The sequence below is a fragment of the Achromobacter sp. F4_2707 genome (genome assembly GCF_047501535.1).
Taxonomy (GTDB): domain Bacteria; phylum Pseudomonadota; class Gammaproteobacteria; order Burkholderiales; family Burkholderiaceae_B; genus Yanghanlia.
The window spans coordinates 118452-139198 of record NZ_JAZDRJ010000005.1 but is presented as its reverse complement, the minus strand read 5'-3'; the positions used below and the strand labels follow the sequence as shown (position 1 = coordinate 139198).

At 57.7% G+C, this 20747-nt stretch carries 20 protein-coding genes and 1 pseudogene; 7 read left to right on the top strand and 14 right to left on the bottom strand.

Features of this window, described 5'->3' with window-relative positions:
* Positions 1–35: 35 nt before the first annotated feature.
* The 7 genes from VRY85_RS06735 to VRY85_RS06705 form a co-directional block, all read right to left on the bottom strand.
* A complete protein-coding gene (locus tag VRY85_RS06735) occupies positions 36–683 on the bottom strand; it encodes an ABC transporter substrate-binding protein (RefSeq protein WP_414597841.1) in 648 nt (215 codons plus the stop codon).
* A gap of 251 nt (positions 684–934) precedes the next feature.
* Positions 935–1366, bottom strand: a complete 432-nt coding sequence (locus VRY85_RS06730) for a PaaI family thioesterase (protein WP_414597840.1) — start codon at positions 1364–1366, stop codon at positions 935–937.
* Positions 1367–1467: 101 nt separating this feature from the next.
* Positions 1468–1680, bottom strand: coding sequence for an acetyl-CoA carboxylase biotin carboxyl carrier protein subunit (locus VRY85_RS06725; RefSeq protein ID WP_414597839.1), 213 nt, complete (start codon positions 1678–1680; stop codon positions 1468–1470).
* Positions 1681–1710: 30 nt separating this feature from the next.
* On the bottom strand, positions 1711–3120 hold the full coding sequence (locus VRY85_RS06720) for an acetyl/propionyl/methylcrotonyl-CoA carboxylase subunit alpha (protein ID WP_414597838.1): 1410 nt from the start codon (positions 3118–3120) through the stop codon (positions 1711–1713).
* Positions 3117–5252 carry an acetate--CoA ligase family protein gene (locus VRY85_RS06715; RefSeq protein ID WP_414597837.1) on the bottom strand — a complete coding sequence of 712 codons (2136 nt, stop codon included), beginning with the start codon at positions 5250–5252 and terminating at the stop codon, positions 3117–3119. The genes VRY85_RS06720 and VRY85_RS06715 overlap by 4 nt, the downstream gene beginning before the upstream one ends.
* The gene (locus VRY85_RS06710) at positions 5245–6255 is read right to left on the bottom strand and encodes a Bug family tripartite tricarboxylate transporter substrate binding protein (protein ID WP_414597836.1); all 1011 of its coding nucleotides are present in this window, start codon (positions 6253–6255) and stop codon (positions 5245–5247) included. Before VRY85_RS06710 ends, VRY85_RS06715 begins: the two co-directional genes overlap by 8 nt.
* 74 nt (positions 6256–6329) lie before the next feature.
* Complete coding sequence (locus VRY85_RS06705) at positions 6330–7874, bottom strand: acyl-CoA carboxylase subunit beta (protein ID WP_414597835.1); 1545 nt, start codon at positions 7872–7874, stop codon at positions 6330–6332.
* A 138-nt stretch (positions 7875–8012) separates the two neighbouring features.
* On the opposite strand from VRY85_RS06705, the gene VRY85_RS06700 reads away from it, so the two are divergent.
* The 4 genes from VRY85_RS06700 to VRY85_RS06685 all read left to right on the top strand — a co-directional run bounded on the left by VRY85_RS06700 (position 8013) and on the right by VRY85_RS06685 (position 11973).
* The gene (locus tag VRY85_RS06700) at positions 8013–9713 is read left to right on the top strand and encodes a sigma-54 interaction domain-containing protein (RefSeq protein WP_414597834.1); all 1701 of its coding nucleotides are present in this window, start codon (positions 8013–8015) and stop codon (positions 9711–9713) included.
* A gap of 47 nt (positions 9714–9760) precedes the next feature.
* Positions 9761–10180 carry a PaaI family thioesterase gene (locus tag VRY85_RS06695; RefSeq protein ID WP_414597833.1) on the top strand — a complete coding sequence of 140 codons (420 nt, stop codon included), beginning with the start codon at positions 9761–9763 and terminating at the stop codon, positions 10178–10180.
* Positions 10181–10308: 128 nt separating this feature from the next.
* Positions 10309–10737, top strand: coding sequence for a PaaI family thioesterase (locus VRY85_RS06690; protein WP_414597832.1), 429 nt, complete (start codon positions 10309–10311; stop codon positions 10735–10737).
* Positions 10738–10779: 42 nt separating this feature from the next.
* Positions 10780–11973, top strand: a complete 1194-nt coding sequence (locus VRY85_RS06685) for an MFS transporter (protein WP_414597831.1) — start codon at positions 10780–10782, stop codon at positions 11971–11973.
* Here VRY85_RS06685 and VRY85_RS06680 read toward each other — a convergent pair.
* On the bottom strand, positions 11970–12644 hold the full coding sequence (locus tag VRY85_RS06680; protein WP_414597830.1) for an ArsR/SmtB family transcription factor: 675 nt from the start codon (positions 12642–12644) through the stop codon (positions 11970–11972). The two genes, VRY85_RS06685 and VRY85_RS06680, sit on opposite strands and share 4 nt — an antisense overlap.
* A 117-nt stretch (positions 12645–12761) precedes the next feature.
* On the opposite strand from VRY85_RS06680, the gene trxB reads away from it, so the two are divergent.
* Both trxB and VRY85_RS06670 read left to right on the top strand, forming a co-directional pair.
* Positions 12762–13703 carry a thioredoxin-disulfide reductase gene (gene trxB, locus VRY85_RS06675; RefSeq protein ID WP_414597829.1) on the top strand — a complete coding sequence of 314 codons (942 nt, stop codon included), beginning with the start codon at positions 12762–12764 and terminating at the stop codon, positions 13701–13703.
* 56 nt (positions 13704–13759) lie between these two features.
* On the top strand, positions 13760–14995 hold the full coding sequence (locus VRY85_RS06670) for an MFS transporter (protein WP_414597828.1): 1236 nt from the start codon (positions 13760–13762) through the stop codon (positions 14993–14995).
* Here the strand turns inward: VRY85_RS06670 and VRY85_RS06665 are convergent.
* A pseudogene (locus VRY85_RS06665) lies at positions 14983–15105 on the bottom strand (glutathione S-transferase C-terminal domain-containing protein); the annotation flags it as partial. The gene VRY85_RS06670 and the pseudogene VRY85_RS06665 overlap by 13 nt on opposite strands.
* A gap of 53 nt (positions 15106–15158) precedes the next feature.
* On the opposite strand from VRY85_RS06665, the gene VRY85_RS06660 reads away from it, so the two are divergent.
* On the top strand, positions 15159–15908 hold the full coding sequence (locus VRY85_RS06660) for a TSUP family transporter (RefSeq protein WP_414597827.1): 750 nt from the start codon (positions 15159–15161) through the stop codon (positions 15906–15908).
* Positions 15909–15930: 22 nt separating this feature from the next.
* Here VRY85_RS06660 and VRY85_RS06655 read toward each other — a convergent pair whose 3' ends face one another.
* Genes VRY85_RS06655 through VRY85_RS06635 form a run of 5 tightly spaced genes read right to left on the bottom strand, consistent with a single transcriptional unit; the run spans position 15931 to position 20738 of the window.
* Positions 15931–17466: a phospholipase D family protein gene (locus VRY85_RS06655; protein WP_414597826.1), complete on the bottom strand. Its 1536-nt coding sequence runs from the start codon at positions 17464–17466 to the stop codon at positions 15931–15933.
* Between the two features lie 45 nt (positions 17467–17511).
* On the bottom strand, positions 17512–18126 hold the full coding sequence (locus tag VRY85_RS06650; protein ID WP_414597825.1) for a hypothetical protein: 615 nt from the start codon (positions 18124–18126) through the stop codon (positions 17512–17514).
* 33 nt (positions 18127–18159) lie between these two features.
* Complete coding sequence (locus VRY85_RS06645) at positions 18160–18927, bottom strand: 3-oxoacyl-ACP reductase (protein WP_414597824.1); 768 nt, start codon at positions 18925–18927, stop codon at positions 18160–18162.
* A 21-nt stretch (positions 18928–18948) separates the two neighbouring features.
* Complete coding sequence (locus tag VRY85_RS06640; RefSeq protein ID WP_414597823.1) at positions 18949–19953, bottom strand: ABC transporter substrate-binding protein; 1005 nt, start codon at positions 19951–19953, stop codon at positions 18949–18951.
* Entirely contained in the window at positions 19953–20738 is a 786-nt protein-coding gene (locus VRY85_RS06635) for an ABC transporter permease (RefSeq protein ID WP_414597822.1), read from the bottom strand. The genes VRY85_RS06640 and VRY85_RS06635 overlap by 1 nt, the downstream gene beginning before the upstream one ends.
* Positions 20739–20747 lie beyond the last annotated feature (9 nt).

Here is a 20747-nt window from a genome sequence, read left to right as displayed (position 1 = left end):
CCGGTTGCCGCTCCAGCAGGAGGTTGAAGAAAACCTCAAGTTCTTCGCGGGCCTGTCCGGCTGTGGTGTAGTGACGGGGCAGTACGGCAATTGAATCGGCCACGGCTTCGGGTTCCAGCATTTTTATGTACTTGGCCGCCAACTGCGCGCAGGCCTGGGCGTTGTCGAGGCACCAGCAGCTGCATGGCATCCATGGGTGTGGCGGAATAGCGCACCGTGAAATCCCGGCGCGGGTCCAGCCCGGACTTTTCCGCCAAAAAGCCGAACACGATGTCGGGCATGTCGCCCCGGAACGGCACGGCGATTTCCTCGCCTTTGAAGTCGGCCAGGGTTTTCATGTCAGGGTTGCGCGACACCATCCACAGTATTCCCCAGACCGACACATTCACCATTTGCAGCGGTAAGCCCCGGTTGTACAGGTTGGCTGCCACGTTGGTGGGCATGGCCATGAAATCAGCCTGGCCCTCCATGGCTAAAGCGCGGAGCTGGTCGGGGTTGTTCCAGGCCACAAATTCCACTTGGGGAGCAATGTCCGCCAGGGCGCCGCTTTCCACCATGTGCAGCAGTGGAAACGATACAGCCGTGGCAGGGCCAGCCAGCACCAGGCGTTCGCGCTGGGTGGGTTCGGCACCGGCATGCAGCGGCGCCAGCAAGCACAGCAAGGCAGTCAATGCGGCACGCATCGCAACCCTTTGTGCAATGCGGCGAAATCTGGAAATGAGAATGTGAATCGCTTGCATAATGCACAAAGTCTAGGGCCAGGGAGCGGCTGGCGGGAATGACAATTGTCAATGTATGCCGGAGTGGAACCCGGCAAGGCCGAACGGCGGCGGCAGATGCCCGCGCCGTCACGCGCTACGATTGTCCCCTTCCTGGTTGGGCGGCTTTGTTGCGAAGTGCCGGGTTCGTTCCAGCGCGCAGTCCAGCTGAACAACTATTTGTTCAGCTGGATCAGCCTGAAGGTGGCGCGCGACACACAGACTCTGGTGCCGTGTGTGTCGGTGACCGTGCCTTCGCTGAAGGCGGTGCTGCGCCCCTTCTTGAGGACACGCCCTTCAAAGATGAGATCGCCGCGGGCGACGTCCAGGAAATGCGTGGACATTTCTATGGTGGCGACACCGATATTGAGCGGATCATGGCCCCGGGCCGCGGCGCTCATGATGAAGTCCAGCACGCTCATCAGCGTGCCGCCATGGGTATCGGCGCGGCTGTTGACCAGGTCGGCGTTCATGGGAAGGCGGGCGCGGGCGTATCCTTCTTCAATATGCTCGGCCTGCAGGCCGAGATAGCTCATGAAGGGGATGGCCAGGCCGAAGTAAGGGGCGTCCTCGGTGCAATGGAGTGGGGCAGTTTGGGAAGTCGTCACGTTATTTGTTGCTTGGGTTGTTGCGGGCCGGAATGAAAATTGACGAAAGCGGCGGCCGCTCTCTTCAGGAGAGCGTGGCCGCCATTCACCGTGTTCCTGCTTCAGCCAAGGGATGCGACGTCGTCGTCTTCCTCAATGGTGTCGCCTTCGGCGACTAGAATCTCCTTGATGACGCAATCGTCTTCGGCTTCAACAGGAATTTCCATTTTCATGGATTCCACAGTGATGATTGGATCGCCGCTGGAAAGTGTATCACCGGGAGCAGCGTGAATTTTGACAACTGTGCCGGAAACAGTGGATTTGATGGTGCTCATGGAATTACCTTGTCGTGAAAATATAAGGGATCAGGAATGGGGGGACGATGATTCTGCGACGGTCTCGGGCCTGCTCAGAATGCGACCGACGATTTCAACGTCAAGCATGCCGACTTGGTAGTCGGGATCGTCCAGAGAGCGCAACACAAAAGGAATATTGGTTTTCACGCCTTCAACGCGGGTGGCGCGCAGGGCGGCTTGCAGGCGTGATATGGCCTCTGCTCTGTCCTTGCCTGTGGCAATGATTTTGGCCAGCAGAGGGTCATAGAACCTGGGAACCTCGCAACCCGCAGCGTAGCCGGTTTCTACCCGGATACCCTCCATTTCTGGCATATCAAAACAGCTCAGAGAGCCTGGCGAGGGAATGAACCGGCGCGGGTCCTCGGCATAAATACGCGCTTGTATTGAGTGGCCCTGTGCGACAGGGTGCGACGGCAGGACTTCGGACAGGTGTTGCCCGGCTGCAAGGCGGATTTGCGCACTCACAATATCGGTACCGGTGAGCTGTTCGGTAACAGCATGCTCCACTTGCAAGCGCGTATTGACTTCCAGAAAGCAGAAGCCATCTTCCGGGGTGTAAAGCATTTCCACAGTGCCGATTACGTCATATCCTGTCTGGGACAGAATCTCGCGCAGGCGCTCAGCCATCTGGTCCAGAACTTCGGTCGGCAGACCAGGCGCCCGGGTTTCCTCCAGCACTTTCTGATTACGGCGCTGGACGCTGCAGTCGCGCTCGTACAAAGCGGCCACATTGCCGTAGCGGTCAGCCAGAAACTGGAACTCGATGTGGCGGGGTTTTTGTACGAGCTTTTCAAGATACAGGCTGGCCTCGCCAAAGTTGCGTTTGGCAATGGACTGAGCTGAAGACCAGGCGTTTCCGAGTTCTTCCTCATCGTAGATAGGTACCATGCCGATACCGCCGCCGCCAGCGGCCGGTTTGATCAGGACCGGGTAGCCGATGCTACGGGCGTTTGCACGCACTACTTCCAGATCGTTGGGAAGAATGTCCGAGCTGGCGGTTTGCGGCATGCCTAGCTTTTGCATGAAGCGGCGCGCGCCGGTCTTTTCGCCGAGACGCTCCAGCCAGGAAGGGTGGGGGCCGATAAAGCACAGCCCAGCGTTGGTCACGCGACGGGCAAATTCGGCGTTCTCGGCGAGAAACCCATAGCCGGGGTGGATGGCGTCGGCACCCGAAATCGCAGCGATATTCAGGATGGCATCCTGATTCAGATAGCTTTCCATCGGGGAGTTGCCAGGCAATTCATAGGCTGCGCTAGCCTGGCTCACATAGGGTAGCGTAGCGTCCACCGGCGAATGAATGACGACAGTTTCCATGCCCAAGGCTTGGGCGGCACGCATGATGCGGGCGGCGACCACCGAGCGGTTGGCGATGAGCAGCCGTTGTGGCAAGGCGCGACTTGCTGATTGAGAAGAATTCATGGTTGTTCCTTGCTTTTGACGACGACAGCATCAACGATGACGGGTGCGGCGTTTCGTGAAACCAGCACGGGGTTGGCGTCCACAGACAGCACTGTGCCTGCCTGGGCGGCAAACCAGTCGCCCAATTTCACCAACAAGGTTGCGATGGCTTCGACATCGACAGCCTGCATGCCGCGTGTGGCAATAAAGGCGCGGGAGATGAAGAGCCGGTCGATGGCTTCCAGCGCGTCTTCCTGAGTGAAGGGGGCGCATAGGAACTGTGTGTCGCGCAACGCCTCAACCAGAACACCACCCTGGCCTATCATGACAACGGGGCCGTAAGTGGCGTCCCAGTGCGCCCCCAGGGCGAGCTCAAAGTCGGCCTTGTGCTGTTCGGCCAACAGCATGCCTTCAAAGGGCAGTCGCAGCGCTTCCAGTGTTGTTTGGTAGGCTTGCCAAGCATCGCGCGCTTCGTCTGGGCTGCGCAAGCCCAGTCTGACGAGGCCATGATCCGATTTATGAGGTACCGCTGCGGAAACGCCTTTGGCCACCACGGGTGTGTTTAGTTGGGTAAAGTTTTCGTCGACCGAAGACTTATCGCGGCAGACGCGGTGAGCCACGATATTCAGCCCCGCATTGGACAGAAACGCCAAGCTGGACGGCTCGTCCAACGTATACCCGCTCGTTTCTGCCTGATGCTGACGTCTTTCTTCATTCTTGGGGGGTAATGCCAATAAGCGCCGACGTCGCGCTTCATAATCAGCCAACAGGCCCAACCCACGCATGGCGCGGGCTTCGCTGGGAAAGACCGGGACTTCTTGCTTACGGAAGATGTCCACTACCCAGTCCTGTACTGCGCCAATGGCGACCGGTACCGCAGCCCTTGCGGAGAAATCAGCGGTCTGGCGAGCAAAGTCGTCCATGTCATAACCTTCACCTCCAATAGGAAAGCCGGTGAAGACGCTGTGCGCGGCTCCACTTTCCGCTACTTGCTGCAGGGTTTCACCATAGATGTGTGGCTGGGTGAGCAGCGCGGTGGTCATGTCTATCGGGTTGCGAGGTGACACGAATGAGGGAAGAACGCCGCGCAGGCCTTCAGTTTGAGCCTCATCAAACCGGGCGAGTTGCAGCCCGTTTTGCTGTGCGGCGTCTGCTGCCAGTACGCAAGTGGCTCCGGAGTTGCTGATGGCGACCACCCGTTTACCGCGTGGGCGTTCGCGCTTGCTGAACAGATGGGCGTATTCGGTCAGCTCGTGGAAGTCGTTCATTCGAATGATGTTGTGCTGACGCAGGAAAGCGTCCGTCAAGGCGTCTTCGGTGGCTAAGGCGCCCGTGTGTGAGCTGGCCGTCAATTGACCTTCCTGGGTACGGCCGGCCATGACTGCAAGAATGGGGATATCCCTGGTGGCGGCTACCTGTGCGCACTGGGCGAATAGCAGAGGGTCGCGTAGCGATTCGGCATACATGAGAATGACCCTCAAGTCGGGGTCTTGTAGCAGGCCGCTGGTGACGTCGGCTACATTCATGTCCGCCTCGTTACCTGTTGCGACCAGATAGCGTACGCCAAGGTTCTGGCGGCGCAGGCCACCGTAAACAATCGCTGCGCCTGCGCCACTTTGACTGATAATGGCAACGGGCCCGTCTTGTGGAGGGCATTCGTTGATCATGGTCGAAAAGCTAAGAATGGCCTGATTTTTAAAGTTGGCAATTCCTTGCGTGTTCGGCCCTAACAGTCTGAGATTACCTGCGCGTGCCTGGGCGACCAGTTGGTGCTGCGCTTTGAGGCCTTCCTCACCCAGTTCAGCAAAACCGGATGAATACACCACGGCCGCCTTGGCGCCGATGGAAATCGCCTGGTCGATGGCCGACGGAACGTCTTTCCCAGCGATGCTCACCACAACGACGTCGGGTGAGTGGGGCAGATCAAGCAATGACGGATAGCTTTTCACCCCCTGAACCGAGTCACGCGCGGGGTTGACCGGATAGATCTCGCCTGCATAGCCGTGGCGCAGCATGTAGTGGATCGGGCGCCCTCCCGCCTTGATGTGGTTGTCGGATGCGCCCAGTATGGCAACCCGTCGTGGCGAGAGGATATCCAGCATGTCGGTGGGTTGCGACATGCTGGAGATAGTGTGTTCGCTGGGCTTACTCAACTTTGACTCCTGCGCGCGCAACCACATCCTGCCACTTGTCCAGTTCGCTGTTGACGAACTGGTCATATTCTTTCAGGTTCAGATCACCGGGCTCGGTTCCATTGGCCTTGAAGGCTTCCAGCGCATCTGGGGTGTGCATGCTTTCGCGTGCCAGGGTGTTGAGCTTTTCTGCAATATCTTGCGGCAGGCCAGCGGGGCCGTAAAAGCCGATCCAGGTGATAGCCAGGTAGTTGGGTACACCCTGTTCAGCAATGGTCGGAACGTCAGGCAGAGCTGGGCTGCGCTCTGCGGAAGTTACGCCGATAGCCTTGACTCGACCGTCTTTGATGTGGGGCGTCATGGTGGTGACGTCATGGAACAGTGCGGGGATTTGTCCGCCGAACAGGTCTGTCATAGCAGGTGTGGCGCCTTTGTATGGCACATTGGCTATGGGCAGCCCGGTTTCGAGTTTGAGGAGTTCACCCGAAAGGTGGGTGGCGCCTGCAATGCTGGAGGAGCCATACAGCACGCCGTTGGGTTGTTGTTTGACGTACTCCGAGAATTCCTTCAGGTTTGTGGCGGGGACTTCGTTGTTTACAACCAGCACGTTGGGGGTGGTTGCCATCAAGGCCAGATTGGTGAAGTCCTTGCGAGTGTCATAAGGCAGGTTCGAGCGTACAGCCGGGTTGATGGAGTGATGGGTAGCTGATACGAGCAAGGTATAGCCATCAGGTTTGGCGCGGGCTACAACGGCAGTTCCGATCTGGCCGCTGGCGCCCGCACGGTTTTCCACAACAACCGTCTGGCCGAGTTTGTCATGCATGTGCTGGGCCAGGCGACGCGCCAAGACGTCGGTCATGCCTCCGGCAGGGAAGGGCACCACAATGGTGATGGGTTGGCTGGGCCATTCTTCGGCGGCGGCCGTATGCATGGGAGCCACAGAGGCCACGGCCGTCAGCATCGTAGCTGCGAGTGTTTTCTTGAGACCGGATGCCAGGGGTGTGGAAGCGTTCTGAAAATACATGAAAAGTCTCCTCATTGGATAAGAGCGGTCACCCGCTTCATAGTTGCTGTGTGGAGCAATGGTCTGCATGGTCGTCATGGGCGCAGGCCGAAAGTCTTGTGGCCTGGTTCGCGAAGTTTCGCGGCCAGGTTTGCGAATTCGACCAGGCGCCTGCGTGTCTCCCGAGGGTCGATGATGTCCTCGATCACAAAAGCCTCGGCACTGCGGAAGGGAGAGGTCAAGCTGCGTATGCGCTGCTCGATTTCATCGCGTTTGCGTTGTGGATCGTCTGCGCCTTCAATTTCGGCTTTGTAGGCCACCTCCAGGCCGCCTTCGATGGGCAGGGAGCCCCAGTTGGCCGAAGGCCAGGCGTAGCGAAAATTGTGTCGTCCCATGTGTTGGTGGGCCGCGGCCGCTACCCCGTAGGCGCGTCGCAGGATGATGGAGCACCAAGGTACGGTAGCCTGGTAAACAGCAGCCAGGGCGCGTACGCCGGCGCGCATGACTCCGGATTTTTCTGCCTCCACGCCAATCTGGAAGCCCGCAATGTCCACAAGGTTCACAACAGGAAGCTGAAACGCCTGTGCCATGTCAACAAAGCGCACCAGTTTTTCCGCCGTGGCGCGATCCCAGCCACCTCCGTAATGGTAGGGGTCGCTGGCCAGGACAGCCACTGGCCAGCCGTCGATGCGGGCCAAACCGGTTACCAGGGCCTTGCCCCAGCGCTTGCCTATTTCAAAGAAGGAGCCTTCGTCCACCAGTGATTGGACAATGGGGCGGATTTTGTAGACCGAGCGGGAGTCGCGCGGGATGGCGCCGAGCAGCCATTCCTGGTCTTGCTCCGTCTGGGGAAGTGGGCCGCGGGGCGCAGTTTCGAATACCGAGGAAGGCAGGTAGGACAGAAAGCGCCGGGCATGTTCAAACGCTTCAGCTTCGCTGGAAACCTCATCGTCAACCACTCCATTGCGAGTGTGGATCTGACTGCCACCCAACTCGTTCTTGGTGACGTTCTGGCCGATGCGAGCCACCACGGGCGGCCCGGCGTTAAAAAGCTGGGAAGTCTCCTTGACCATGACGGAATAGTGGCTTGCGGCTACGCGTGCGGCGCCCATGCCTGCCACGGAGCCCAGCGCCAGAGAAACCACCGGCACGATAGTCATGTTCTCGACAACGTGTTGCCACACTTTCATGGTGGGAATCAGAGTGTGACCCTTGGTTTCGATATTGCGGACCGAGCCGCCTCCGCCCGTGCCATCCACCAGTCTGACCACAGGCAGGCGCAGGTCGCCGGCCATGCGCTCTGCGTAAAGCAGCTTCTCTCCGACCGCGCCGTCATTGGCGCCGCCTCGCACGGTGAAGTCGTCGCCCATGAGGACGACTGGACGGTTATCCAACAGAGCGCGTCCGATCACAAGGTTGGAAGGGGTGACGCCAAGGATCTTGCCTTGAGCGTCATACTGGCCGCTACCTGCCAGGCCGCCGATTTCATTGAATGAGCCGGGGTCTGCAATACCCTCTATGCGTTCCCGAACCGTCAGTTTTCCTGCGTTCTTGTGTCGCTGTACTTTCTCCGCTCCTCCCATTTCCAGGGAGAGCTTCCTTCGGTAGTCCAGTTCGTCGATTTCAGGTTGCCAAGACACATCTGCTCCTTTTATAGGTGTATTCAGTAGCTACAGAATACTTAGAAGCAATATGTGTGCCAGTTTTTTATAGGCTTTTATCAGGTCTTGGTTGTTATTATGTCTTTCATGCAGACATATTTTGGGTGATATGAAGACATGTATTCAAAAAACACACTTTGTGGTGGTGTGACGGGTGATCGCGTTGGACTCATCATTTTTGATACGCAGCGTGATACCGCTTGGGGCATGGGGGTCGGTGCTGACCCTGGCATGCAGGACGCCACGCGCGCGCTCATAGAAAAGGAAAGTGGGACGGGTTCACTTTCAGATTTGGTGCGGCAGCACCAGCCACCGCGTTTATTCACTATCGAGACCAAGGGGCAGGGAGGGGTGTGGATGGCGCTGGCGCTGCCGGACGATGTGCGGTTATGTGTGTTGTTGCGCCCTCTTAACGCAACGAGCCCTCTGATCGACTTCCTGGCGCAAGTGCCTTTCGCTACTGAAATCATGGAGTTCATGATCAGCAACCCCTTTCAGGCAATCACGGTTGCGGATGCCGCAGGCAAAATGCGTTACGTCAGTCCGGTGCATGAACAGTTCCTGGGCTTGCCGCGCGGCGGTGCCGCTGGACGGGAAGCGGCGGAGGTCATTCCTAATTCCCGACTTGCCCATGTGGCTCGCAGTGGTCGCGCAGAGATCGCCCAGCTTCAGTCGATGCGTGGCATCACCCGGGTTGTAAATCGTTTGCCGATTTATCGTGGCGACCAGGTAGTGGGAGCCATCGGTCAAGTGCTGTTCAAAGATCCTGAATCACTACAGCACATGGTGCGAGAAGTGCTGGTGCAGCGAGCCTCCTCTCCCGACGAGCCTGGCGCAGGCACCTCTTTGCTGGGTAACAGCGCACCCATGCAAAGATTGCGTCGCGAGATCGCAACCGTGGCGCATCTCGATATTCCTGTGCTGATTCTGGGTGAAAGCGGTACGGGAAAGGAATTGGTGGCACGTGCAATTCACCAGCTTGCCAATATCGATGGCGCTTCGCCTCTTGTCAGTCTGAACCTGGCGGCCATACCTGCTACTTTGCTTGACGCGGAACTGTTCGGTTATGAGCCGGGCTCATTTACCGGCGCCAGCAAGCAGGGGCGGCAAGGGCGGATAGAACATGCCCATAACGGCACGCTTTTCCTGGATGAGGTTGGCGATATTCCCATAGAAATGCAGGTCAAGCTGCTGCGCGTGTTGGAAGACAGGCGTGTGCAAAGACTGGGCGGCAGGGAAAGCAGGCAGGTTCAGTTCAGGCTTATAACCGCCACGAACCGGAATATGCAGCAGCTCATCGAGGCTGAGCGCTTCCGCCTTGACCTCTATTACAGATTGAGTGGCGTAGTGCTGCACATACCCGCCCTGCGCCACAGGCGTGAAGACATCCCCGAACTGCTGCACTATTTTGTGCGTGATTTCTGTCAACGCAACAATATGACGGTACCTGCGATAGACAGCGACATTCTGCCTTATCTGGCTGCACAGAACTGGCCAGGCAATGTGCGCCAGTTACGGCAGCGTATCGAGGAAGCGCTGGTCTTTTGCAATTTGCGGGAACTGCGCAGGGTGGATTTTGAGCGCCATTCGGCATCCGGGCAGACGCCGCCTGAGGCAGTGTTTGAGCAGAAACCGGTATGGGAATCGGCGGAAGCGGCCCCGCGGCAATCTACGCTCAGCTTGAAGGAGCGGGAATATCAGATTGTGCTGGAAACCCTGGAAGAACTGGAGGGCAACAAGAAAAGGGCTGCCGAGATGCTGGGGATTTCCCGTTCACATCTGTACAAGGTGCTGGCCCGGGGGGCTGTGGCAGATTAAGGTTATAAGTTATAAGACTAACCAGGTTACACAGCCAATAGACAGCCATGACACGAAAACAAGAAATAGCTGAATTCTTGTCTCGGGAGTTTCCCCAGACCAAATGCACCGTAGAGGAAGTGGGACACCTTACTGCCACCGTGCGCCACGAGGTGGGAGAGCCGGAACTGCGGCCGGGCGGCACGGTGTCAGGGCCGGTACTGATGATGACGGCAGATGTGGCGCTTTATGTCGCCATTCTGAACGAAATCGGCCTTGTGCCGCTCACGGTCACGACCAGCCTGAATATCAACTTCATGCGCAAGCCGGCAGCGGATGCCGCCATTATCGGCGTGTGCAAGTTGCTGAAGCTGGGGCGTTCCCTGGCTGTGGGCGAGGTCAGTCTCTATTCGGAAGGCAGCGATCAGGTCGTCGCCCATGCTGTGGGAACTTACGCGATTCCGCCATCCACCGGGGCGGCAAAATAGCCGTTCGTTCTGTGAGCGTGGCTTGCGAGCCCGTATTCGTAATGAGTCCGTCCATGATTTTTCCGGCCCTGGCTATGCGTGGCGTAACAGGGCCGGGCGGGTTTAATCTGCAAAAGGCATAAAGAACCATGAATAGTATTGAGCAGCGTATTTCCGAGAGCTTCGCGGCTCAGGGGCTGATGAGCACCCTGGGTGCCGAGCTGGCTTTGGTGGCGGATGGCGAAGTCCATATCACCATGCCATTTTCCCGCGCATTATCCCAGCAGCATGGCTATATACACGCCGGGGCCATTACCAGCATTGTTGACAGCGCCTGCGGCTATGCCGGGTTGACAAAAGCGCCCCAGGATCATGAGATCGTCAGTGCAGAATTCAAGATCAATTTTCTGCGCCCCGCGCTGGGCCAGCGCTTTCTGGCCATCGGCAGGGTGGAAAACGCGGGCCGGTCGCTGGCTGTGTGTACCGGCGAAGTGCGGGCCTTTGCGGATGAAGGTCCCGATTACAAAGTGATCGCGCTCATGCAGGCGACCATGGTGTTTGTCGCCGCGAACAAGTAATCATCTGCCGCTCATGCTCCATGTCTTCACAAAAGTTTCACCATGTCTCGTGATCATTCATCGCAGGGCGGCGCTGCTTCCAATATTCCATTTCTTCTGGGCACATGCTGCTTCAGCAGCATGGCTGCACTGCGCGCGTGCGACACGCTGCTTCCGGTTCTGGCCGATGAGTTTGCAGTAACGCTGGGCCAGGCCGCCCGTGTAGTCATTGCCTTTGCAATCGCCTACGGGCTGTTTCAGCTTTTCTTCGGTCCACTGGGTGATCGTTATGGGAAGCTGCGTATCATCGCTCTCGGCGCGCTGGCCTCCATGGTCGGCAATATCGCGGCTTTTCTGTCGCCCGGGCTGGATGCGCTGGTGGCGGCTCGCATCCTGTCTGGCGCGTGCGCGGCGGGTATTTTCCCTCTGGCCATGGCGTGGTTGGGCGACAACCTTCCCTACGAGAAGCGGCAGGCGGCACTGGCCCGGCTGGTCAGCGCGGGGGTGATGGGCATGTTGTCAGGGCAATGGCTCAGCGGGCTGATTGCGCAGTGGGTGGGCTGGCGTTTCGCTTTTCTCATTCTGGCTTTTCTCTTTTTGGTCTCAGGCGGCATGCTATTGCATGCCCTGAGGAATCAAAAGGTTGAGCCTGGTCCTGTGAAAGCGCGGCTCAGTGTGCTGCAAGGGCTGCGCAACATCATTTCTCGACCGGCCAGCCGTTGGATATTGACGGTGGTGACAATAGAAGGGGCATTGGCACTTGGCGCCATGGCCTTTATTCCCAGCTTTTTGCAGCGCCAGTACGGTGTGTCGCTGGCCATGGCTGGGGCGATAGCCGCTTGCTATGGTTTGGGCGGCTTGCTTTATACCCGCCTGGCCGTCCGGTTGCTGGGGCGTTTCGGAGAGTCGGGGCTGGCGCGTCTGGGTGGCCTGTTGCTGTTTCTGGGTTTGGTGTCTTTCGCCTATATTCCTTCGCTGGCATGGGCTCCGGTAGCCTGCGCCTTAGCGGGCTTTGGCTTTTATGGTTTGCACAACACTTTGCAGACCAATGCCACGCAAATGGCGCCTGCGGCGCGGGGTGCCGCCATGTCGTTGTTTGCCTGTTGTCTGTTCATAGGGCAGTCGTTGGGTGTGTCCGTTGCAGCATGGGCGGCGGATCACCTGTCGGGGGCCTTGGCTTTTCTGATCGCCGGCATTGGCTTGTTTGTACTGGCCCAGATTGTCGCCCGGCGTGGGCCGCCCTCGGTAACGGATTAACGGGGAGCTGCTGAAACGGCCAGGCCAGCAGCCTGCCATTCTGATACTCCACCTGCTAAAGGGTTTGCTTGTAAGCCCTGGGCGCGCAGTAGCTGGACTGCCTCAACGCTCAATACACAATATTGCCCTTTACAGTAGGCGACTACGTTGGCGTTCTCCGATAGTTCGCCCACACGCTGTTCGAGCTGTTCAATGGGGATATTGATAGCGCCCGGCAGGTGGTTTTTTGCGAATTCCTCATCAGAGCGCACATCCAGCAGCACAACCGTACCGTCGTGCATTCGGCTGACGAGATCGCGGATAGAAACCCATTCCAGGTCTTCGGGAAACTCTCGGCTGCGCTGCAGAATTTCCCGGATTTTTGTTTGCTGGAATTCCACATAGTCTGCCAGCGTGACAAGCACATTAGCCATTTTTGCGGAACTCAAGCGATAGAAAACGCGCTTGCCATCGCGCCGGGTGATCACGCACCCTGCGCGTTTGAGCTGCTGCAAGTGCTGTGAGGCATTCGCCAGGCTGAGGCCTGTGAGTTCCGCCAACTGATCGACTGGGCATTCACCCAGGGCAATCTGGCGCAACAAGGCCAGACGATGCGGGTGTGCCAGGGCCTTGGCGACCTCCGCTTGCGCGGCGAAATCAGGATCAGAGGAAGAGGGGGTTGACAGCTCCATGGGAGAAAAGACTATCATTACTCTGTTAATCAATCAAGAAATTGATTGTTATTTCATTCGTGCTGGCGTATCAACTCACGATTGCGCTGGCGTTATGCCAGGGGAACCGTAAATCTCATGACTACACATCGCTCACTTATCATTCTGGGCAGCGGCCCAGCGGGTTGGACCGCTGCCGTATATGCCGCACGCGCCAATCTTCAGCCCATGGTGATTACGGGGCTGCAGCAGGGCGGGCAATTGATGACCACGACGGAAGTGGATAACTGGCCTGGAGACGCCCACGGCCTGATGGGGCCAGAGCTCATGACCCGCATGCAAGCCCATGCGGAACGCTTTGATACCGAAGTGGTGTTTGATCATATCCATACCGCCGACTTGTCGCAGCGCCCTTTCAAGCTGGTGGGCGATAGCGGTGAATACACCTGCGACGCATTGATTATTGCCACGGGCGCTACGGCCAAGTATCTGGGCATTGAATCAGAACAGGAATTCATGGGGCGCGGGGTGTCGGCGTGTGCCACGTGTGATGGTTTCTTTTATAAGGGGCGGGATGTCGTGGTAGTGGGGGGCGGCAATACGGCGGTCGAAGAGGCCCTGTATTTGTCCAATATCGCCCGCAAAGTGTATTTGGTGCATCGCCGCGACACCTTGCGCGCTGAAAAAATCATGCAGGACAAGCTGTTTGAGAAAATCGCTGAGGGCAAAGTAGAGCCCGTCTGGCACCATACGGTTGAGGAAGTGCTGGGCGACGATGCGGGCGTGACCGGTGTACGGGTGAAGTCGGTTCTTGATGGCAGCACGCGCGATATCGCCGCTCACGGCTTTTTCGTGGCGATTGGCCATCACCCCAATACTAGCTTGTTCGAGGGGCAGCTGGAAATGAACAACGGCTATCTGGTTATTCAGTCGGGGTTGAATGGAAACGCGACGCAAACATCGGTGGCAGGGGTATTCGCAGCGGGTGATGTGACCGACCAGCATTACCGGCAAGCTATTACGTCAGCGGGCTTTGGTTGCATGGCGGCATTGGATGCGGAACGTTTTCTGGATGCTTAGTCCTGAAAAACGTGGCATTCTATATAACCATAATTCATTATTAAACGAGACATACCTTGTCGGCCTATTCTTCGACCGCCCCTGATACAGGGGCTTCTCTACTGCCGGACCGTGACCAGCGCGGCAATATCATCCGTTTGACCGTCGCGCAGGCTTTGGCCGGTGCCAACTCGGTCGTGGTGTACGCCACCGGGTCCATCATTGGCCATATTCTTGCCCCAAATAAGTCGCTCGCTACGCTGCCCATCAGTATCTTTGTGGTGGGCATGGCGGCTTGCATTCTGCCCGCAGGGGCGATTGCCCGTCGCTACGGGCGTCGGACGGTATTTCTAGCGGGTACGGGCTGTGGGGTTTTGGTCGGCCTGCTATCGACCCTGGCCATCATATGGGGTTCATTCTGGCTGTTTTGCCTGGCGACCTTTTTTGGCGGCGCCTATGCCGCTGTGGTGCTGTCATTCCGTTTTGCCGCGGCCGACGGCGTCAGTCCGGCGAGAAAAGCGCGTGCGCTTTCTTTTGTAATGGGCGGTGGGGTGCTGGCGGGCATTGTGGGGCCGCAACTGGTGACCCACACCATGTATATGTGGCCTGCCTATATGTTCGCGGCAACCTTTATCGCTCAGGCTGTGGTGGCCGCCTTATCGGCAATGGTGCTGCTGGGGGTGAAGCTGCCCAAGCCGTCAGCGGAAGAAATCGCCGGAGGGGGGAGGCCGTTGGGCGAAATCGTGCGCCAGCCCCTGTTCATCACTGCGGTCACATGTGGGGCAGTGTCCTACATGCTCATGAATTTCTTGATGACTGCAGCGCCGCTGGCCATGCAGTTCTGCGGCCATACCCAGGAAAACTCCAATTTAGGGCTGCAATGGCATGTCATCGCCATGTATGCACCCAGTTTTTTCACCGGGCATCTCATCACGCGCTTTGGTGCCGCTCGGGTCGTAATGGCAGGCTTGCTCCTGACGGGCTTGTCTGCAGCGGTTGGGTTGACTGGCATTGAAGTGGCGCATTTCTGGGCTACTTTGGTTTTGCTGGGCGTGGGTTGGAATTTCGGGTTTGTGGGGGCGTCGGCTCTGGTCTTGGAATGCCATAGGCCGGAAGAGAAAACCCGGGTTCAGTCGTTTAATGATTTCATCGTCTTTGGCACCATGGCGGCAGGCTCGTTTGCGTCCGGCACGTTGTTGGCGGCTTATGATTGGGCAATGGTCTTGTGGGTGTCGTTCATCCCACTGGTGCTGGCTGTGGTGATACTGGCGACCACGCTTGCCAGGAGCAAGCGGGCGCTGCCTGCCTCGTAGAAACCGATGAGGTTACGTACCCATGGGAAGATGGCGCTGTCGGCGATGGTGTATTGGTCTCCCATTATCCATTGCTTGCCATCCAGGTGTTGGTTGAGCACACCCAATATCACGTTTTCAAATATAGCTTTTCGATTTTGAGAAGCTGTTGGGTTGAGAGTTGATGTTGTTTCCAGAAGCGCTTCACATACATTTAATCTTTATTCTGTTTACCGGAATTGCGGTATACGCCCAGAATCTCACCGGTTTTGCCTTGGCTCTGGTGCTTCTGGGCTTGGTCGGGTTTACGAATATCGTACCGTTGGAAGACGCCATTAACGCAGTCACAATCATCGCTGTGGTTAATGCGGCGCTTTTCTTGTACCGGCGCAGGCCGCTGCGATTTGAACCGGCATTCAGGCCGGCGGTGGTCAGCAGCTTAATCGGCTATTTTCCCGGCATGGGTGCTCTGACGCTTTTGTCAGCCCAATCTTTTGGGGTGCTCAGGGTGTTGTTGGGGCTGTGTATTATCGCCTGTGCCTTGCTGTTGTGGCGGACAGCCAAACCTTCCGACACCACCTACAGCGCTCCAGCGTTTGCGCTGGCAGGCGGGCTGTCCGGTGTTTTGGGCGGGTTGTTCTCAACCCCCGGCCCACCCCTTGTATACGCCGTATACCGGCAGCCCTGGCCATTGAAAACCATGCAGGAATCGTTGGTGCTCTGTTTTGGAGTCGGTGCTGCGCTCAGGCTGGTATTCATGGTGGTAACGGGGCAAATAAGCAGCCAGGCCGTGCTGTTGGGGGTGGAAGCGCTTCCTGTCGTGTTCGCCATTACGGCGTTTTCGACCAATCGCAAACCCCCTGTGTCTAGAAAGACGTTACAGCATCTGGTGTGTGTGCTGCTGATTTGCTCAGGGGTCGGAATGCTGGTCTAGTCAAATAGATAAGGTGGGCGGTTTAAAGCAGGGGCTCTATCGGCAGTAGCGACAAGAATCCAATATATGCGCGTTTCCACCACGAGGATGAAGGCTCTGTCGTTAAGCTGCGGTTTCCGCTTGAGTTTCCGTCTAGCCAGATGATGTTGTCTTCGTCGCCCAGCTTCAGTTCGTAGGCCTCGTATGGCAACTGCTGCTCAAAGGCGTTGGACATGGCTTGGGCCATTTCTTGGCTTTTGATCAGAAAACCCAATTCGGTGTTCAGGCGGGCGGAGCGTGGGTCGAAATTAAAGGAACCCACAAACACACGTTTGCCATCTATGGCAAACGTCTTGGCGTGCAGGCTGGAACCCGAGCTACCGAAGGGCCCCGCCTTTTCTTTGGGTCTGTCCGGGTCGGGTACCTGCCGCATTTCATATAGGGCAACCCCTTTCTTGAGTAGCGGTAGTCGATACTTTGAATATCCGGCATGGACGGCAATGACGTCAGTGGCTTCCATGCCGTTGGTCAGTATGCGTACTCGCACCCCATTTTGAGCCAAGGAGCCAAAGGCTTCGACGCCCTGTTCGGTGGGTACAAAATAGGGCGATATAAGGTCCACTGACTGTTCGGGGCTATCCAGTGCCTCCACCAACCGGGCGAGCAGCATGGTTTCCGGGGGCGCTTTGCCGAGTACTTTGCCGGGGTCATCGCTAATCATGCGCACGGGTACCCACTGGTATTCCAGCGTTTGGTTAACCAGGTTTTCCATGAGTTTGGATTGCGTGACGGCTTGGACATAAGCCCGGGCTTTCGGGGTTAGGGGAGGGGCAGCTGCCTCGTTTTGCCTCGCCTCGCTAAGGCGTTGGCGAGGCATGGCAACCAGTTGTTCGATCGGGTAGGCAGATTCGCTGTTCCAGTAGCGGTCAAAGTCTTCCGACACCTCATCGACGGCGGGGCCGGCCACCATGACATCCAGATCAGTAAAAGTGATGCCTGGGGTGGCGTCGAAATATTCATCGCCGATATTGCGGCCGCCTACGATTGTGACCTGGCCGTCTACCGTAAATGACTTATTGTGCATACGCCGGTTCAGGCGCCTGAAGTCGGTCAGAAACCCCAGTTGCTTGAGCGTGCGGAAGGGGAAGGGGTTGAACAATCGCACTTCCACATGGGGGTGGGCATTCAGCAATGCCAGCTTGCCATCCAGCCCGTTGGTCCCGTTATCGTCCAGCAGCAACCGGACACGCACGCCACGTTGGGCGGCTTTGTGTAAGGCTTGCAAAAGCAAGTTGCCGGTGATGTCGTCCCGCCAGATGTAATACTGAATGTCGATGCTGCGCTGTGCTGCCTCAATCGACAGCATGCGGGCGGCAAAAGCATCAATGGGGTTGGGTAACGGAAGGACGCCGGATAAGCCAGGGTGCTGTTCGACCTGTAGAGTCAGCGCTCGCCCTAGCAGGGTGTCGGCGCTTTCTTGCCGGGTCAGTGCTTGAGAGGGCTTCCTGTCTTCCAGAGAAGGTGGGTGACAGGCCGACAATAGCAGGCCCACAGCGATCAGCAACCCTTTTTTCAGCACGGCGTTTCCCGGTTTGAGGTGTTGTGGTGTGCGATGCAGCGCACGTCAGGCCCCCCCGCCTTGCAGCCAGCTTCTGTAGGCCGAGCGGGTGCGCTCCGATACCGATTCCAGGACTTTCTGGTGGTTGATTTTGTGCAGCATCATTAAGCGCGCATCGGCAACAGACCGAGATTTGCAAAACCAGTGGCAACTGTGTTGGAACAGAAACACCTCGGCTGACAAGTGAAAGGCGCGGTCTTTCGCGCTCCAATTTTCTTCGTTATCGACGACATGGCGCAAGCCTGCTGCATGGATGGCCAGCAACTGGCGGAAATCTCGCGTTAGCCCGGGAAGAAAGCGTTCAATGTAAGGAATGCATAGGGCAAGGATGCCCACCCGGGTCTCCAACTCACCTTCCTTCTGCATGGCGTTTGCCAAGGATTGTGCATGGATGGCTATCGTACGTTCCGTCTGGGCAAAGTTTTCCAGGATTTGTACTTGGCGGTTTTCGGAGTCTTCCTTGAGGGCGCGGTCATAGCCTTCCATCAGAGAGGCGATTTGACGTTCCAGCTGAAGATTGGCCAGGTTGCCGGCCAACAAGGTAATGTGCGCGCGTTGATAGCGCAGGGTAAATACCCGCCATACCACCGCAATCATCAACAGCGTCAATACCATATCCATGAACTGCTTTCCTTAGTTTCCTGCTTCTTAAAATCAGCGCATTACAAGGCCGCCATCCACGTAAAGAACCTGACCCGTCATGAAACGACTCCACTCAGAGGCCAGAAACAGCACGGGCCCGGTGACGTCTTCAGGCGTGGCGATGCGGCGCATCGGCGTTTGGCCGGCCAATTGTTCGCGCAACGATTCACGGGTTTCCTGGCTGGCGTCAGTTGGCCAGACCAACCCTGGAGCTACGCAGTTTACCCGTATGCCGGACGGGCCGAGATCGGCGGCCAGATGGCGGCTGAAACCGATAAGAGCGGCTTTTGCCGTGGCGTAATCATGGTAGGGCACTACAGGGTGCTCCACCAGGTTGGTGGCGATGTTGATGATGCTGCCGCTTGCCTGTTGGCGCATGTACGGTACCACCGCCTGGCAGACATTGCAGGCGCTTTGCACCGCACCGTCGAACTGGTCGCGATACGCTTGCCATTCCAACTGCTGAAAACGGTTGCGTGTATCGGGGTTGAAACGATATGCGCGCAAGGCATTATTGACCACGATGTCGATGCGGCCCGTTTCAGCCAATACCTGGGTAACCATATTGTTTACCGCCTGCGCGTCCATAACGTCGGCTTTCTGCGCCCAGGCGTCCCCGCCCGATGCCATGCAGCGCTCAACGACTTGGGCAGCCGCCGCATCGTTACTGAGGTAGTTCACCACCACCATGGCCCCTTCACGGGCGAAAGCCTGGGCGATGGCGGCGCCTATGCCCCGACTGGCGCCGGTCACCAGGGCGACCTTGTTTTTGAAGTCCATAGCGTGTTCCTTCAGGGGGCTTTATTGGGTATTGGCGAGCAAATCGGTGGCGATGGCGTCCTGAACAGCGATGCGTCGCGAAATCAGGCCCAGTTCGAAGTAGGCGTCGGCTGCGGCCTGCAGGGTTTCCAAGTTCAGTGTGCCCAAGCCGTGTTGTTGGGTTAGTGCGGAAGTGCTGGAGCGATTGCGCAAGGCAATGATGTCAGCGTTTAGGCTTTCGTCCTGGCCATCAATGGCGCGTCGCACGGCCAGTCGCGCGGCGTCTTCTGGCTTTTCCATCATCCATTCGACGCTGTGGCGCCAGGCGGTCAGAAAGCGGCGCAGCATGTCTTTATTTTCCTGGTAGAACGATTCCTCTACCACCAGCAGATCGCTGGAATAGTTCAGGTAGTCGGCGACATTGATAACGTTGACGTCGGTCAGCCCTCGGCGTCGCGCCAGCGCCAGGCCGGTATCCGTGGCGGCCGTGGCATCGACCCGGCCTTGTATGAGTGGGGCAAAATTCAGCAAGCCGGTCACGATGATGGTGACATCATCCTCACTCAACCCGACTTGCTGCAGCAGAATCTGCAGGTTCTGGCGGGTTCCGCTAGACAGGCTGTAGACGCCAATGCGCTTGCCTTTGAGTTCTGATGGCTGAGTAATGCCGCTGGAAGCCAGGGTTACGATATTGAAGACGTTCTGCGGGTAGATATCGTAGATGGCGCGCAACTTTGCGCCTTTATCCAAGGCGGCAAAGAAGGAACCGGGGTCGGTGAATGCCACATTCGCCTGGCCGCTCAACAGGTTGCGTAGCGCATCGCCGCCACCGGCGCCCGGCAGATAAGTCAGTGCCAGATTCTCCTTCTTGAAGAAACCCATATCGGGCTCGGCAAGAAGATGAATGATTTCCGTAATGGGCTTGCTCCACCCCGCCAAGGTGATTTTGTCAGGCGAGGGTGATTGAGCAGCGGCGGTTTGCGCGGAAAATGCCAGGGCGGACACGATTGCGAGCGTGGCCAAACGGCGCAGCATGTGCTTGAACATTATTTATTTCCTGGTTCTGTAATGATATAGGGGCGCAGCAAGCGGTTCGGTATCCACAATGCGGCCAGGTAAAGCGCCAGCCCCATTAGCGTGATAAGTATCAGAACGGCAAACATCAACGCGGTATCCATGGAACCCTGGGCGCCAATAATCAAGGCTCCCAACCCCTGGCTGGCGCCAATGAATTCGCCCACCACCGCACCGACCAAAGCCAGCACCGCAGCAATGCGAAAACCCGCCAAGATAACGGGCCAACTGCCGGGCACTTTTAGGCGCCACAAAGTTTGCCAGCGGGTGGCGCCCAGCATACGGAACAGCTTCAGACGTGTGGGGTCGGTTTGCGAGATGCCGGTCATCGTGCTTTCCAGCAAGGGGAAAAAACACACCAAGGCGGTGATGACCACGACGGGCAGTGTGCCAAAACCCAGCCATACGGTCAGCAAAGGAGCGAGGGCCAGTTTGGGAATGACCTGGCTGGCCAGAACGTAGGGCATGAAGACCCGGCGCCCGAAGGCCGATTCGCCCAGCGCCAGCCCGCACAAAAACCCCACTGCCGTGCCCAGCGCCAGGCCTGCCACGACTTCCACCAGAGTTTGCATGATGTGCGGCCAGAAATAGCCAGTAAGCAGGCCACGCCAGAGAGATCGGGCCACGGCGGAAGGCGAGGGCAGCACAAGCTCGGACCAGCCAAAGGCGTGGACGGCCCATTCCCATGTCAGCAGCATGGCGAGCAGCAGCAGGACCGACCACAGCGAAGGGGATCTCCACAAGTCTGTTTTCATCATGGCCCGGCT